General features: G+C 57.3%; 9 protein-coding genes and 1 pseudogene. 3 read left to right on the top strand and 7 right to left on the bottom strand.

Going from position 1 to position 16,527, the window contains the following annotated elements:
* Window positions 1-48: 48 nt before the first annotated feature.
* From LA321_RS16675 to LA321_RS16660, 4 genes and pseudogenes are all read right to left on the bottom strand, one after another.
* The gene (locus LA321_RS16675; RefSeq protein ID WP_042069440.1) at window positions 49-1,569 is read right to left on the bottom strand and encodes a SpoVR family protein; all 1,521 of its coding nucleotides are present in this window, start codon (window positions 1,567-1,569) and stop codon (window positions 49-51) included.
* Between the two features lie 9 nt (window positions 1,570-1,578).
* The gene (locus LA321_RS16670; protein WP_042026298.1) at window positions 1,579-2,850 is read right to left on the bottom strand and encodes a YeaH/YhbH family protein; all 1,272 of its coding nucleotides are present in this window, start codon (window positions 2,848-2,850) and stop codon (window positions 1,579-1,581) included.
* Window positions 2,851-2,874: 24 nt separating this feature from the next.
* Window positions 2,875-4,796: pseudogene (locus tag LA321_RS16665) on the bottom strand (PrkA family serine protein kinase).
* A gap of 579 nt (window positions 4,797-5,375) precedes the next feature.
* The gene (locus LA321_RS16660) at window positions 5,376-7,289 is read right to left on the bottom strand and encodes a RecQ family ATP-dependent DNA helicase (protein ID WP_042026296.1); all 1,914 of its coding nucleotides are present in this window, start codon (window positions 7,287-7,289) and stop codon (window positions 5,376-5,378) included.
* 342 nt (window positions 7,290-7,631) lie between these two features.
* Here LA321_RS16660 and sstT point away from each other — a divergent pair, with 342 nt between their 5' ends.
* Window positions 7,632-8,882, top strand: a complete 1,251-nt coding sequence (gene sstT, locus LA321_RS16655) for a serine/threonine transporter SstT (RefSeq protein WP_042026295.1) — start codon at window positions 7,632-7,634, stop codon at window positions 8,880-8,882.
* Between the two features lie 625 nt (window positions 8,883-9,507).
* Here the strand turns inward: sstT and LA321_RS16650 are convergent.
* From LA321_RS16650 to pabB, 3 genes are all read right to left on the bottom strand, one after another.
* Complete coding sequence (locus LA321_RS16650) at window positions 9,508-10,809, bottom strand: serine/threonine transporter (RefSeq protein ID WP_026458036.1); 1,302 nt, start codon at window positions 10,807-10,809, stop codon at window positions 9,508-9,510.
* Between the two features lie 217 nt (window positions 10,810-11,026).
* Complete coding sequence (locus LA321_RS16645) at window positions 11,027-11,593, bottom strand: CoA pyrophosphatase (protein ID WP_042070018.1); 567 nt, start codon at window positions 11,591-11,593, stop codon at window positions 11,027-11,029.
* Window positions 11,594-11,662: 69 nt separating this feature from the next.
* Entirely contained in the window at window positions 11,663-12,949 is a 1,287-nt protein-coding gene (gene pabB / locus LA321_RS16640) for an aminodeoxychorismate synthase component I (RefSeq protein ID WP_042070016.1), read from the bottom strand.
* Between the two features lie 294 nt (window positions 12,950-13,243).
* Here pabB and LA321_RS16635 point away from each other — a divergent pair, with 294 nt between their 5' ends.
* Both LA321_RS16635 and LA321_RS16630 read left to right on the top strand, forming a co-directional pair.
* Window positions 13,244-14,770, top strand: coding sequence for a fumarate hydratase (locus LA321_RS16635; protein ID WP_026457882.1), 1,527 nt, complete (start codon window positions 13,244-13,246; stop codon window positions 14,768-14,770).
* Between the two features lie 214 nt (window positions 14,771-14,984).
* The gene (locus LA321_RS16630; protein ID WP_042069439.1) at window positions 14,985-16,499 is read left to right on the top strand and encodes a KAP family P-loop NTPase fold protein; all 1,515 of its coding nucleotides are present in this window, start codon (window positions 14,985-14,987) and stop codon (window positions 16,497-16,499) included.
* Window positions 16,500-16,527: the final 28 nt, after the last annotated feature.

Here is a 16,527-nt window from a genome sequence, read left to right as displayed (position 1 = left end):
GGCAAAAAAATGGCCCACCTAAGTGGGCCATTGGGGAGGGGCGATGAGTCAGATCCCCGGTTTGCGTTCCGGACAGCGCCCTATGATGTCTGGCGGCATGTCGCCGTTGTCCTGCTCCAGCACCACATCGAATCCCCACAGCTGGTGGAGATGCTTGAGCACCTCGTGGCGGGAATCGCCGAGGGGGATGCGGTTGTGGGGCACATAGCGCAGGGTGAGGGAGCGATCCCCTTTCACTGCCACGTTGTAGACCTGAATGTTGGGTTCCAGGTTGCTCAGGTTGTACTGGGCCGACAGGGTGTTGCGCACCTGGCGGTAGCCTTCGTCATTGTGGATGGCTGAGATCTTGAGGTAGTTCTTCAGATCGTCGTCATCAATGGCAAAGAGCTTCATGTCCCGCATCACCTTGGGACTCAGGAACTGGCTGATGAAGCTTTCGTCCTTGAAGTTTTGCATGGCGAAATGCAGGGTCTCGACCCAGTTGCTGCCGGCGTAGTCCGGAAACCAGTACCTGTCCTCCTCGGTCGGGTGCTCGCAGATGCGGCGCAGATCCGTGAACATGGCAAACCCCAGTGCATAGGGATTGATGCCCGAGTAGTAGCGGCTGTTGTAGGCCGGTTGATAGACCACGTTGGTGTGGCTGTGCAGCACCTCCATCATGAAGCGATCGCTGATCTTGCCCTCGTCATAGAGGTGATTGAGGATGGTGTAGTGCCAGAAGGTGGCCCACCCCTCGTTCATCACCTGGGTCTGCTTCTGGGGATAGAAGTATTGGCTTATCTTGCGCACGATGCGCACGATTTCGCGCTGCCAGGGCTCGAGCAGGGGGGCATTTTTCTCGATGAAGTAGAGAATGTTCTCCTGGGGCTCGGCGGGGTAGCGTTTGTCCTCGACCCCGGCACTCTTGTGCTGCTTGGGCAGGGTGCGCCACAGCTCGTTGACCTGGGTCTGCAGATAATCTTCCCGTGCCTTCTGGCGCCGTTTCTCCTCCGCCATCGAGATCTTCTGGGGGCGTTTGTAGCGATCCACCCCGAAGTTCATCAGGGCATGGCAGGAGTCGAGCAGCTGCTCCACCGCATCGATACCGTGCTTCTCCTCGCATTGGGTGATGTAGTTCTTGGCAAACAGCAGGTAGTCGATGATGGAGGAGGCATCGGTCCACGCCTTGAACAGGTAGTTGTTCTTGAAAAAAGAGTTGTGGCCGTAGCAGGCGTGGGCCATCACCAATGCCTGCATCGGCATGGTGTTCTCCTCCATCAGGTAGGCGATGCAGGGATCCGAGTTGATGACGATCTCGTAGGCAAGACCCATCTGGCCACGCTTGTAGTTGCGCTCGGTGTGGATGAAGCGCTTGCCGAATGACCAGTGCTGGTAGCCGATGGGCATGCCGACACTGGAGTAGGCATCCATCATCTGCTCGGCGGTGATCACCTCGATCTGGTTGGGGTAGGTGTCCAGCCTGTAGAACCTGGCGACTCGGGCGATCTCCTGGTGGTAGGTCTCCAGCAGATCAAAGTTCCAGTCCGGCCCGTCATCCAGTGGCGTCACTCGTTTTTCGGTTTCGATCATGTGACCTCCTTACGCCGCTTGCTTCTTGAACAGCTCCCGGAATACCGGATAGATATCCTCGACCTTGCGAATATGCTCCATCGCAAAGTGGGGGAACTGGCTGGCCACCGATTCATACTCGTGCCACAGGGTCTGGTGGGCACGGGTGGTTATCTCGATGTAGGAGTAGTAGCGCACCCGCGGCATGATGTCCCGCACCAGGATCTCCCGGCACTGGGGGGAATCATCGGCCCAGTTGTCGCCATCTGACGCTTGCGCCGCATAGATGTTCCACTGGTTGGCCGGATAGCGATCGTTGATGATGTCGTTCATCATCTTGAGCGCGCTGGAGACGATGGTGCCCCCCGTCTCCTGGGAGTAGAAGAACTCGTGTTCATCCACCTCCTTGGCCTGGGTGTGGTGGCGGATATAGACCACCTCGACATTCTTGTAAGTCCTGCTCAGGAACAGATAGAGCAGGATGTAGAAGCGCTTGGCCATCTCCTTGGTGGCCTGATCCATGGAACCCGAGACGTCCATCAGGCAGAACATCACCGCCTGGCTGGAAGGTACCGGTCGCTTGACGAAGTTGTTGAATTTGAGATCGAAGGTGTCGATGAAGGGCACCGCATCGATCCGCCGTTTCAGCTCGCGGATCTCCTTTTCGAGCTGGGCCATCTCGGCAAAGTGCTCGTTGGGATCGGCAGCCAGCAGGGCCAGGCGATCCTCCAACTCGTGCAGCAGGCGTTTCTTGCCCGCCTGCAGCGCCATGCGCCGTGCCAGCGAGTTTTGCAGGGATCGCACCACGTTGATGTTGGCGGGCACCCCGTTGGAGGTGTAGCCCGCCCGGTAGGTTTTCATCTCCATCAGCTGGTTGAGCTGGGTCTTTTGCAGGCGGGGCAGCTCGAGATCCTCGAACAGCAGATCCAGATACTCGTCCTTGGAGATCTGGAACACGAAGTCGTCCGAACCTTCCCCCTGATTGGAGGCCTGTCCCTCACCGGAACCCTGTCCGCCACCCCCTCCCTTGGGGCGTTCAATCTTGTCGCCGGTGACAAACTGATCGTTGCCAGGATGCACCATCTCCCGTTTGCCCCCTTGTCCCTGATGGAAATGGGGTTCACCGATATCCTTGGTCGGGATGCTGATGCTCTCACCCTTGTCTACGTCCTGAATGCTGCGCTTGGAGACAGCATCCGAGACCGCTTGTTTGATCTGCTTCTTGTAGCGGCGGATGAAGCGCTGCCGATTGACAGCGCTTTTGTTTTTGCCGTTGAGCCTGCGGTCGATAAAATGCGCCATAACTCCCCCTTGAACAGGTCAGGGTCAGGATGACTTGCGGACCCTGAGATACCATTCGGAGAGCAGTCGCACCTGTTTGCGGGTGTAGCCTTTCTCCATCATCCGTTCGACAAAGTTATCGTGCTTCTTCTGCTCCTCGGCCGAGGTTTTGCTGTTGAAGGAGATAACCGGCAGCAGCTCTTCCGTGTTGGAGAACATCTTCTTCTCGATCACGGTGCGCAGCTTCTCGTAACTGGTCCAGTTGGGGTTACGGCCTGCATTGTTGGCCCGGGCGCGCAGCACGAAGTTGACGATTTCGTTACGGAAATCTTTCGGGTTGCTGATCCCGGCGGGTTTTTCGATCTTCTCCAGCTCGCTGTTGAGCGAGGCGCGGTCAAACAGCTGGCCGGTTTCGGGGTCACGGTACTCCTGATCCTGGATCCAGAAGTCGGCGTAGGTGACGTAGCGGTCGAAGATGTTCTGGCCGTACTCGGAGTAGGACTCGAGGTAGGCGGTCTGGATCTCTTTCCCGATGAACTCTACGTAGCGCGGAGTCAGGTAGCCCTTGATGAACTCCAGATAGCGATCGTGCAGCTCTTGCGGGAACTGCTCCCGTTCGATCTGCTGTTCCAGCACATAGAAGAGGTGCACCGGGTTAGCGGCCACTTCCGCGTGGTCGAAGTTGAAGACACGGGAGAGGATCTTGAACGCAAAGCGGGTAGAGAGACCATTCATCCCCTCATCCACCCCGGCGTAGTCGCGGTACTCCTGATAGCTCTTGGCTTTGGGATCCGTGTCTTTGAGGCTTTCGCCGTCATAGACCCGCATCTTGGAGTAGATGCTGGAGTTTTCCGGCTCCTTGAGGCGCGACAGCACGGAGAATTGGCCCAGCAGCTCGAGGGTGCCCGGGGCGCACTTGGCCTCGGTCAGCTCGCTGTTGACCAGCAGTTTTTCATAGATCTTCACCTCTTCCGAGACGCGCAGGCAGTAGGGCACCTTGACGATGTAAACCCGGTCGAGGAAGGCTTCGTTGTTCTTGTTGTTGCGGAACTGCTGCCACTCGGATTCGTTGGAGTGGGCCAGCAGGATACCGTCGAAGGGGAGGGCGGAGAGCCCCTCGGTGCCGTTGTAGTTCCCCTCCTGCGTCGCGGTCAGCAGTGGGTGCAACACCTTGATGGGGGCTTTGAACATCTCGACAAACTCCATGATCCCCTGGTTCGCCTTGCACAGGGCACCCGAGTAGGAGTAAGCGTCGGCGTCATCCTGGGCAAGTGCTCCAGCATGCGGATGTCCACCTTGCCGACCAGGGAGGAGATGTCCTGGTTGTTGTCATCGCCAGGCTCGGTCTTGGCAATGGCGATCTGGTCGAGGATGGAGGGATTGACCTTCTCCACCTTGAACTTGGTGATGTCGCCACCAAACTCGTGCAGCCGCTTGGCAACCCAGGGGGACATGATGGGGCGCAGGTAGCGGCGCGGGATGCCGTACTCCTTCTCCAGCAGCTCGCCATCTTCCTCGATGTCGAACAGGCAGAAGGGGTGATCGTTGACCGGTGAGCCCTTGATGCGATAAATGGGCACCTTTTGCATCAGGGATTTGAGTTTCTCTGCTAGAGAGGATTTACCGCCCCCGACCGGACCCAGCAGATAGAGGATCTGTTTCTTCTCTTCCAGCCCCTGGGCGGAGTGTTTGAGGTAGGAGACGATCTGTTCGATGGCCTCTTCCATCCCGTAGAAGTCCTTGAAGGCGGGATAGCGGGCCACGACCCGGTTGGAGAAGAGCCGGCTCAGTCTGGGATTGGCGGAGGTATCGACCATCTCCGGCTCGCCAATGGCGGTCAGCAGGCGTTCGGCGGCAGAGGCGTAGCAGGATTTGTCCTGCTTACACATGTCCAGAAACTCCTGGATGCTGTATTCCTCTTCCCTGGCTTTCTCATATCGCTGTTGGTAATGCTCGAAGATGCCCATAACTTTGCCCTCGTTATAGTCGCTTACCCTGAAAATGAGCGGATCACTATTTGTTTGGTCTTGCATTTAAAGCCTAGTCAACAGGCCCCAGTAATCCATCCCTATTTGATTGATGACACAGTGACGAAACCGGCCGGCTTACCGAGTGGGCCGGTCAGCCAGCAACACAGCTATGTTACTGACTGTTAAATTATTTTTGCCATGATAGTGAGGTAAATGTCAAAGACATAAAAAATAAATGTTTCTTTGCTTGCGGGCAGGTCCGGGCGAGTCGATGCAGGTGAAACGGGAAGCCAGACGTGGCGCCCGTTGGCGGGAATATCAATAAATCTATCATTACGCTAACGTCAACGTAATGTGGTTTGTTTGAAGTTACAGCTCTAATTTTTACATTGACGCTACAATTCCACTCATCTAGATTGGCCATGTGCAGGTGGCAAGGCGCTTTAGCAAGAGAGCGGCTTGTCGTGGCACTAAGCTCTGTTTAAGCACGTTTCCGTTGGCTTGACCCTCGCAAAGGCGAGGGTCTTCTTTTTTTGTCTGCTGAAAAATTGTAGCGGTGCGCAGCCTGCTTTGTATTCAGGAGTAGGCCTGCTTTAAGGCCTGCAACACGTTGGCAAAGGGATGGGCTGCCAGTTGGCCAAACCCGGCCAGGGATCTGGCCTTGACCCGGGTGGTGAGCGGTGTGGCGATGCCACACAGGAAACGGGCCAGGACGCGTTCATCCTGTGTGCCTGTCTTGGCGATGAGGGGCTCGCACCAGGCGCGGATGCCCGCCTCGTTTGGCATGGCCAGTCGGGGCAAGGGCGGGAGCACGGCAACCTGGCCGCGACAGACGGAGCAGTGGCCGCACCGGGCGGGGGCGGCCTCATCGGCAAAATAGCGGGCCAGGCGGTGGCTCAGGCAGTCGCCAGCGGTGAAAAAGTCCAGCATGGCCTGCAGCCTGGCAAGCTCGCTCTGCTCTTTTTGCAAGAAAAGGCCGTGCAGCCGCAGCGCCTCTTCTTCTTTGTTCCACCCCTGTTGATTGACCCGGTAGACCTCAGTCATCTGCTTGCTCTCGAGTTCTATCCATCCTTGTTGTTGCAGGTAGTCGAGGGCCGCAACCGCCCGCTGACGTTCTCCCTGATAACCCTGCCAGAGTGCCTCGAAATCCATGGTGCACCAGCTGCGTGCCAAGGGCGCGCAGGCAAACAATTGTTCCAGAAACTGGCGCCGATCCGGGTTGAAGCGGGCGAGGATGTCGCTTTTATCCAGCACGAACTTGAAGCGGTAGTCGGCAAAATAGCTATAGGCCGGCGTGATGATGCCCGCCATTTCCAGATAAACCAGCAGGGTCTTGAGGGGCAGCTGGCGGATATTTATTTCGCTTGAGAGGCGCAGCAGGGTGAATTCCCACTGCGGGCCGCTGCCTGCAATGATGTCAAGCAACTGGCGGATGGCCGCCAGATCCGGGGTATCGCCATAGACGAAATTTTCCAGCACCGGCAGCTGGCTCTGGTTGGCCAGTACGGTGCAGTGCGAGAGTTGCCCATCGCGACCGGCCCGGCCAATCTCCTGGCTGTAGTTCTCGATGGATTTGGGCAGATCGTAATGAATCACCCGGCGGATATCCGCCTTGTCGATCCCCATGCCAAAGGCGATGGTGGCGACGATGCAATCCACCCGACCGGTCATGAAATCCCGCTGGATCTGGCTGCGCACCTCAGCATCAAGCCCGGCGTGATAGGCACGTACACTGAGCCCCTGCTGCTGCAACATCCCGGCGCACTGCTCGGCGGTGTGTTGCAGGGTGACATAGATGATGGTGGGCAGGCCGGGGTCTGCGCGCAAGGTTTGGGCGAGCCAGCTATCGCGCTCCTCGGGGCGAAGCGGCACCACGGCGAGATCGAGATTGGGGCGATAGAAGCCGGTCACGATCACGTTATCGGGCTCGATGGCAAATTTCGCCTGCATATCCTCGATAACCGCCCGGGTGGCGGTGGCGGTCAGCAGCAATACCTGGGGTATTTGCAGCTCCTCGCGATAGTGCGGCAGCTTGAGGTAGTCGGGGCGAAAGTTGTGACCCCACTCCGAGATGCAGTGAGCCTCATCCACCACCAGCAGCGACAGCGGCACCTGCTGGATAAAGCGGCGAAAGCGCTCGTTCTTGAGTCGCTCCACCGAGATCATCAGGATCTTCAGCTGGCCATCCAGGGCTTGCTGCATCACCTGACGGCTCTCTTCCGCACTCTGGCTGGAATCGAGGGTCGCGGCGCTGATCCCCTTGTTTTTGAGAAAGGCTAGCTGATCGTGCATCAAGGCCAGCAGGGGTGAGATCACCAGGGTGAGATGGGGCAGGGCGAGGGCGGGCAACTGATAACAAAGGGATTTGCCTGAGCCGGTGGGGAAGATGGCGGCCGCGCTTTGGCCTGCCAGCACCCGGTTGATCACCGCCTCCTGGCCGGATCTGAGTCCGGAAAAACCAAAGTGTCGGGTCAGCAGGGTCGGGATCATGGCAGGGCTCCAGCGCAAATTGGCGATGATAACACAGCGACCCCTTGATAACGGGAGTGAGTAAGTCGGTAAAGACTGGTTGAAATGCGTACAAAAACGGGTGGTTGCCTTCCGGTTAAGAGTTTGTTGCGGGATTTTGTGATAAAAGCCGGATATTTTTTGGTGATTCTCTGGAAAAAAAAGGTGGCGAGTGGGATATTCCATCAAGCAATCCTGATAACCGCCGGATCGGCCCGACAGAAGGCTGGCCGCGGTTATCTCATATGAGGGGCAGGCGCTTCTCAATGCGGGATTGCAGACAGGACTCATGAATCATGCACTACGGTGCCTAGGGACTTTTTGATGACACAACAACACCCTCTTATCCGGCTGGTCAATAGCACCAGTCTTGTCAGCCAGATCCTGGTTGGTCTGGTATTCGGTATCCTGCTGGCCATGTTTGCCCCCGAGTGGGCCAGGGCAGCCGGCCTGCTCGGTAGCCTGTTTGTCGGCGCATTGAAGGCGGTCGCACCACTGCTGGTCTTTGTGCTGGTGATGGCGGCCATCATAGGCCACAAGCAGGGGCAGAAAACCAACATCCGCCCCTTGCTGGTACTCTATCTGTTTGGCACTTTCGCGGCGGCCGTCGTCGCCGTCATGGCCAGCTTCCTGTTCCCCTCCAACCTGCATCTGGTAGCCAACACCGCCGAGATCACTCCGCCGGGCGGCATCACAGAAGTGCTGCAAACCCTGCTGTTCAACATCGTGACCAACCCGGTCAAGGCGTTGATGGATGCCAACTACATCGGGATCCTGGCTTGGGCCATTGGCCTTGGCATCGCCATGCGTCATGCCAACGAGAGCACCAAGGCGCTGATCTCCGATCTCTCCCACGGTGTCTCCACCATCGTCAAGGCGGTGATCCGTTGCGCTCCGCTCGGTATCTTGGGCCTGGTCGCCTCCACCTTGGCCGAGACCGGCTTCGATGCCCTGTTCGGCTATGCCCAGCTGCTGGTGGTGCTGATCGGCTGCATGCTGTTCATCGCTTTCGTGGTCAACCCGCTGATCGTGTTCTGGAAGATCAAGCGCAACCCCTATCCGCTGGTGCTGACCTGCCTCAAAGAGAGCGGCGTGACCGCCTTCTTTACCCGCAGCTCCGCCGCCAACATCCCGGTCAACATGGCTCTGTGTGAAAAACTGCGTCTGCCGGAAGATACCTATGCGGTCTCCATTCCGCTGGGCGCCACCATCAACATGGCCGGCGCCGCCATCACCATTACCGTGCTGGCCATGGCGGCAGTGCATACCCTGGGAGTGGAAGTGGATCTGGCCACGGCTCTGCTGCTCTCCGTGGTTGCCACCGTCAGTGCTTGCGGCGCCTCCGGTGTGGCCGGTGGTTCCCTGCTGCTGATCCCGCTGGCATGCAGCCTGTTCGGGATCAGCAACGACATCGCCATGCAGGTGGTGGCCGTTGGCTTCATCATCGGGGTACTGCAGGATTCCGCCGAAACGGCCCTCAACAGCTCCACCGACGTGCTGTTTACCGCCGCGGCCTGCATGGCCGAAGACGAGAGCCTGATGGACGCCGAGGCGATCCCAAGCCGCGAAGCTTGATCTCGTTACTCACCTTCTCTGTTATTTGGCGCCCTCTTCGGAGGGCGCTTTTTTATGCCTGCAAATAAGGTTTTTGCGGGGCATTGGCATCGCATCAGGTTGAGCCAGTCGCTTGCTGGCCTGTCATGCCTGAACGCCATGTCTGGTTCAGAGCACGAGTGAGGGGCTGGATACAAAGATGAGAAACTCATGGCGGGAAGGGCAAGCTACGACTGTCCTACACCTTATTGCAATGCCAAAGCAGAGCCACAGCGTTATTGCAACGTCCGGGGCTTTACCGTGGATTGGCAACGCCATGGCGGCCAGGATGGCAGCTTCAGCCATGGCTTTAGTCAACTGTTGGCGAGCTGCGTGAAAGGTGTGACGGCGCGTATTTCCGCACAGCACAAATAGGCGGCAGTGGGCTGGCGCAAGCAACAGTGTGGCCGAGTGTACCGTGCCCGATCCCTTCTTCACGGGATGGGAGAGGCCGGTTATTCGGGAAACAGGGCAGGGTTAACGGAACTCAGGGAAACGGGGGATGTTAGATGGGATATGTCGGCAAGAGAGGAGGGACTGGCGCAGCGCGCCCATAAAAAATGCCAGCCGGATAACGGCTGGCATTTTGGTTTGGCAGCGGGAGGGATTAACCAACCAGCTGATAGAAGATGGCAGAGATGGCAATCAGACCCATGGTGGCAACGAACACGTTGCTGATCTGGCCCTGGTACTTCGCCATGGCCGGTACACGCTTGATGGCGTACATCGGCATCAGGAACAGAATGGTGGCGATGATGGGGCCGCCCAGCGATTCAATCATGCCCAGGATGGAGGGGTTGGCCACGGCGGTGCCCCACAGGGTCAGGATGAAGAAGCCGATGATGAACAGCTCAACCTTCTTTTGATCCGGCTCTTTGCCCGCCTTGGTCATGTTCTGGACGATCATCCCTTTCAGGCCTTCACGGGCACCCAGATAGTGGCCGAAGAAGGAGGAGACGATGGCGACGAACGCAACCAGCGGACCGAAGTAGGAGATGATCGGGCTCGCATGCTGGTTGGCCAGGTAGGAGAGCACGGCGATGTTCTGGGCCTTGGCTTCGGCCAGCTGGGCCGGAGTCAGGCTCATCACGCAGGAGAAGACGAAGAACATCACGAAGCCCAGCAGCACCATGGCGGTACGCTTGAGGATGGCATCGGATTTCTCGACGGCGCGATCACCGTAGTCACGACGCTGGGCCAGGGCGAAGCTGGAGATGGCCGGGCTGTGGTTGAAGGCGAACACCAGCACAGGGATGGTCAGCCACAGGGTGGTGGCGAAATCCTTGGCAGACGGCACCTGCGCCAGAGCGGCACCGGTCCAGTCCGGGATCAGGTAGAGGGAGATACCAGCCAGGATGGCGATGAGCGGGTAGACCAGGAACTCGGTCACTTTCAGCATCAGCTTCTCACCGGCCAGCATCACGGACATCATGCCCATGATCAGCACGATGGAGAGGATCCAGCGCGGCGGGGCAGCCATCTGCAACTGGTTGACCATGAAGCTTTCAACCGTGTTGGTGATGCCCACGCCGTAGATCAGCACGATGGGGTAGATGGCGAAGAAGTAGAGCAGGGTGATGAGCTTGCCTGCGCCGACGCCGAAGTGCTCTTCCACCACCTTGGTGATGTCTGCATCTTTCTGCTTGGAGGAGAGGACGAAACGGGCCAGGCCGCGGTGCGCCAGGTAAGTCATGGGGCCGACCAGCAGCGCCATCACGACCAGCGGCCAGAAGCCGCCCATGCCGGCGTTGATCGGCAGGAACAGAATGCCGGCGCCGACGGCGGTACCGAACAGACTGATCACCCAGGTGGTGTCTTGTTTCGCCCAACCCTTGGTGGTCTGGACGGAGCTGAATCCTTGCTCCTGTGCGGTCGCAACATCCTGTGCGCCAATGACAGTTTTAGACATCTATCTCACCCCGAATGTGTGGTTTTTTATTGAGTCGGCGCAAGGATACTTTTTTTTCGATTAAAAATGTTGATCAAATTCACCTTACTAACGTGAAAAACCGCACTTTCTTATAGAAACGTGATCAAAATACTAAAAAATCAATTTTTGTTTATCATTTGCCACGTTAGTTTAATGTTAAAGCGCAAATTCTGTACGCCAAAATGTATCCAGATTGTTATTTTGCGATGTGTCGTGAGAGCTGGCGGATCATGCTGGCGGTGGCGCCCCAGATGAAATGATCTTGCCAGGGTATCCAGTAGACGGTGTGCCACTGTTGCTTGCGGGGAAAGGTGAGGGCGATGTGGTTGGCGGGATTGAGCAGGTGGGCAAGGGGCACTTCGAATGCCTGAGCCACCTCATCCTGGCTGAGGGTGAGCTGGTAATCCCCCTCGACCAGCCCGAGCACCGGCAGCACATCGTACTGGGAGACGGTATTGAGCGGACTCAGGGTACCGATGACGCGGATCTGGCGGGGGCTGATGCCGAGCTCCTCCTCGGTTTCGCGCAGGGCGGTCTGGATCAGATCCCTGTCTTGCGGATCCTGGCGCCCCCCGGGAAAGCTTATCTGGCCCGCATGGTGGCGCAGATGGGGGCTGCGACGGGTCAGCAGCAGCTGCAACCCCTGCTCGCGTTCTACCACCGGCAGCAGTACGGCCGCCGGTTTGAGTCCGGCGATGGCCAGCCGATGGGCCGGCGCCGGCAGTTGAAGTTGAAAGCGGGTCAGCAGTTCATTGCTATCCATGTCGTGGCTATCCATGTTCATCGTCAGCCACTGTGCCGTGGCTCCATGCCGGGTTAAAGAAAAAGATTTTTATGACAAGGCCGAGAGGTGGGGGAGGATCCGGGCCACCTTGTCGTAGGTCTCCTGATATTCGCTGTCGGCATCGGAGTCGGCGATGATGCCACCACCGGCCCAGCAGGAGAGATGGCCGTTCTCGGCGATCAGGGTGCGAATGCAGATGCTGGTGTCCATCCGCCCGTGCTGGCTCACATAGCCGATGCTGCCACAATAGGCGTTGCGCCGTTGCGGCTCCAGCTCCTCGATGATCTCCATGGCGCGGATCTTGGGGGCGCCGGTGATGGACCCGCCCGGGAAGCAGGCCCGCAGCAGATCGACCCCCTGCCAGCGTTCGTCGAGCTCGCCGTGAATGGTGGAGACCAGGTGGTGCACGGCGGGGAAGGATTCCACCGCAAACAGATGAGGCACGCTGACCGAGCCGGGTCGGCTCACCCGGCCGATGTCGTTGCGCAGCAGATCCACGATCATCAAATTTTCCGATCTGTCCTTGTCCGCCTGGGCCAACTCCTGGGCTATCTGGCGATCCATCTCTGGATCAGAGTGGCGGGCCCGGGTGCCCTTGATGGGTTTGGTCTCGATATGGCGGCCATCAAGCAGCAAGAAGCGCTCGGGGGAGAGACTCAGAATGGCGCTGTGCGGCAATCTGACAAAGGCGGAGAAGGGGGCCTTGTTGGCGACGGCGAGGGCGCAATAGGCGTGCCACTCATCCCCCTGATAGGGGGCCTGAAAACGCTGGGTCAGGTTGATCTGGTAGCAATCCCCGGCGGCGAGATAGGCCTGGATGCGGGCAAACTTCTCGCCATACTCGGCGCGGCTCATATTGCTCTGCCATTCACCTTGCAAGGAGAAGGCCGGCGCCGGTTTGCGCTGTTGCTGCTCAAGCCAGGCCAGACGCTTCGCCAGCCCCGCCTCGTTGCCCCAGTGCACCAGTTGCCACCGGCCGCTGGCCACATCGCGCAGCAGCGCCCAGTCGTAGATCCCCACCGCCATGTCCGGCACGTCGATATCGGCGGCGGCCTGCTCCGGCAATCGCTCGAAGCGGCGACCCAGATCATAGCCAAAGAGCCCCAGTGCCCCACCGATAAACGGGAGCCTGGTTGGCTGCTCTGAAAGTTCCCCCAGCAGCGCGCGCTGGGTGCGGGCCAGCAGGGCGAGGGGATCGTCATGGTACTCGCTCTGTTGATCACCTTGGCGCAGGGTGGTGAGGGGCCCCCGGGTCTCCAGGGTGGCCAGCGGATCGGCGGTGATGATGTCAAAACCGTTGTCGGCGCCGAGTGGCCCGGCTGACTCCAGCAGCATGGCCCAGGGCTGGTGTTGCAACAGGGCAAACTGATCGTGCAGGCGCGGGTGATGATCGAAGTGATAAATATGAAGTGTTGGCGTCATTTTTTGTTACACAGGCAACAGTTTAGTTTGTGGCCCCTAGTCGGTGCGGGATGGCAAGCGTATCATAGGTGTCGGTGACTAAAGAAAAAACTGCTGTGCCGTTCGTTTTTTGCTGGCTGATAGTTTTTGGTCAGCACGACCGCATAGCCAATCATATGGAAGCCCTTGTTTTGCCCTGCGGTACGGACAAGGACCAGTGAGGAAGATATGAGCATTATAAAAAAACAGGACTTTATCGATTCCATCGCCGACGCCCTTCAGTACATCTCCTATTACCACCCCCTCGATTTCGTTCAGGCTGCCAAGGCCGCCTATGATCGGGAAGCCAACCCGGCGGCCAAAGATGCCCTGGCCCAGATCCTGATCAACTCCCGCATGTCCGCCGAAGGCCATCGCCCGCTCTGCCAGGACACCGGCATCGTCACCTGTTTCGTGAAGATCGGCATGCAGGTGCAGTGGGACAGCGACATGACGGTGCAGGAGATGGTGGACGAAGGCACCCGCCGCGCTTACACCAACCCGGACAACCCGCTGCGCGCCTCCGTGCTGGCCGATCCGGCCGGCAGCCGCAAGAACACCAAAGACAATGCGCCGGCCGTGGTGCACATCGACATGATCCCGGGCAACAAGGTGGAAGTGAGCATCGCCGCCAAGGGCGGTGGCTCCGAGAACAAATCCAAGATGGTGATGCTCAACCCCTCCGACGACATCGTCGAGTGGGTCGTCAAAACCGTGCCCACCATGGGTGCGGGCTGGTGCCCGCCGGGCATGCTCGGCATCGGCATTGGCGGTACCGCCGAGAAGGCGGCCGTGCTGGCCAAAGAGGCCCTGATGGAGCATATCGACATTCAGGAGCTGATCGCCCGCGGCCCGCAAACCACCGAAGAGAAGCTGCGCGTCGAGCTCTATGACAAGGTCAACAAGCTCGGCATCGGCGCCCAGGGCCTTGGCGGCCTCACTACCGTGCTGGATGTGAAGGTCAAATCCGCTCCGACCCACGCCGCCTCCAAGCCGGTGGTGATGATCCCCAACTGCGCGGCCACCCGCCACGTGCATTTTGAACTCGACGGTTCCGGCCCGGCCGAGCTGACCCCGCCGAAACTGGAAGATTGGCCCGAGATCACCCGCGAGGCGGGCGGCAATGTGCGCCGCGTCAACGTCGATGGCATCACCAAGGCCGAGCTCGCCAGCTGGAAGAGCGGCGATACCGTGCTGCTGTCGGGCAAGATCCTCACCGGCCGTGACGCCGCCCACAAGCGCATCGCCGACATGCTGGCACGCGGTGAAGGGCTGCCGGAAGGGGTCGATTTCACCAACCGCTTCATCTATTACGTCGGCCCGGTCGATGCGGTGCGCGACGAAGTGGTCGGCCCCGCCGGCCCCACCACCTCTACCCGGATGGACAAGTTCACCGACATGATGCTGGGTGAAACCGGCCTTATCGGCATGATCGGCAAGTCCGAGCGCGGCCCGAAAACCGTCGAGAGCATCAAGCAACACCAGGCCGTCTATCTGATGGCCGTCGGCGGTGCCGCCTATCTGGTGGCCAAGGCCATCAAGAAGGCCCGCGTGGTCGCCTTTGCCGATCTCGGCATGGAAGCCATCTACGAGTTCGAAGTGGAAGATATGCCGGTGACTGTGGCAGTTGACTCCCAGGGTAACAATATCCACGAGACAGGCCCGGCCTACTGGTCGGCCAAGATTGCCGAGCTGGACGGCAAGCTGGCCTCCTAAGGGGGGTTTGCCACCACGAAGTGGTGAGTCTCTATAGCAAGGCGTATCTGCGGATACGCCTTTTTTATGCTTATTGCTGCCCGATCACCCTTTCAGCTCCCTTGTCAGTCGGGCTGGTGCGCGCATAAAAGGGTCACAAACAGCGCTTCTATCAAGTTATTTATCCGCAGGTATTGATATCATTCCGGGCAATATCTATCGGGAGATCAGTGAGATGACATCGGCGGGGTTTGATTGGAGTGCTGCGGTAATCTGGGAGGGGCCGGGAGCCATTGCGGGCAGTGAAGAGCGCTTGAGTGCCGATCGGCTGGATCGTGCCCGCTATGCCGAGTTTCTGACCAACTACCTCGCTACCGAAGGCAAGCAGCGCAACTATGTGCTCAATCTCAATGCCGAGTGGGGGGCGGGTAAAACCTGGTTTATCAAGCGCTGGTATATGGAACTGAAAGCGCACTATCCCACCGTCTATATCGATGCCTGGCAGCAGGACTTTTCCGATGATCCCTTGCTGACGGTCATTTCGTCGATAATCGATCAGCTAAAAGAGGTTGCAGGGAAAGACAATAAAATCCCGGAAGGTATGCGCCAGCGGCTACTGGGATTATTTAAAGTGGGCGGCAAACTGGCGTTGAAAGCGGCCATCAAGAAAGCCGGACTGGAAGAAGACGATTTTTCTCTGGAAGGGGAGGATGCCAATCAGTTGGTTGATGCCCTTTGCAGCAATCAGAAAGAGTGTTATGAATCTATCCAGTATCTCAAAAAAGAAATACGGCAATGGGTTGAGGGGGCTGTTGGTTTAAGTGAGAGAAAACTGGATTTCCCAGCCTTTATCTTGATCGATGAGCTGGATCGTTGCCGCCCCTCCTATGCTGTAGAGATGCTGGAAACCATCAAGCATATTTTCGATATCCCCGGCGTGGTGTTTGTACTCGCAACGGATACCGAGCAGTTGCAACATGCTATCAAGGTAATTTATGGCGATGGTTTTGATGCAGAAAGCTATCTTGGCCGATTTTTTCATAGACGATTTACGTTAGGCAGTATCTCTCGGCGAGAGTTTATTAAGCAGGCAATTGTAGATAAAAAATTGCATTTTGAGCATGTCAATGTATGGCCTGAGATCACTAATAGCCAAGTGTTGGTAAATGTATTGACAGCTGTTTGTGATCATTTTTCATTGAGCTTAAGAAAAACAGAGCAAGTGTTGGATCGAACGATCGCGTCCATCGTCAATTACCAAGGTTGCACATTAAATCTGATTTTTCTTGTTTACCTGTTTTCTCTGTGTGAGAAAAACAATGAAGATTATCGATCTGTAGTGGATGGAAAAATGCCTAAGACAGATAACCATCCTAAGCTGAAAGGTTTCAATAGTCTGACAAGTGAGTATGAAGAACAACATTTTCAATGTTTTATAAAAGCAGGGAGTGCCATAGGAAGTTACATTGAGGATGTCGATTGTGAACGGTATGCAAATCCATTTAAAGATGGTGAATATATGCTTTCCTTGAAAAATGTTTTAGTCATATCTTATGAGGGGCTATTGAATCCGATTTTAGATGATAAATATTCCAATCGTTTTATCTCGTTAACAATAGATTGTGTTAGGCGTATGCGAAATTTGACTGTAGAAGAAAATACTATTTTGGCAGAAAAGGAGCTGTCGCTATTGGAGCGACGTTTAACAACGTATAAAAATTTAGTTGAGCTGGCCGTGCATCTTGACTAAATAAAGCCGGGGTAACCCGGCTTTATTA

The organism is Aeromonas enteropelogenes (assembly GCF_020097295.1).
Taxonomy (GTDB): Bacteria; Pseudomonadota; Gammaproteobacteria; order Enterobacterales; family Aeromonadaceae; genus Aeromonas; species Aeromonas enteropelogenes.
Note: the sequence above shows the minus strand (reverse complement) of the source record. Positions and strands in the feature narration are given on the sequence as shown.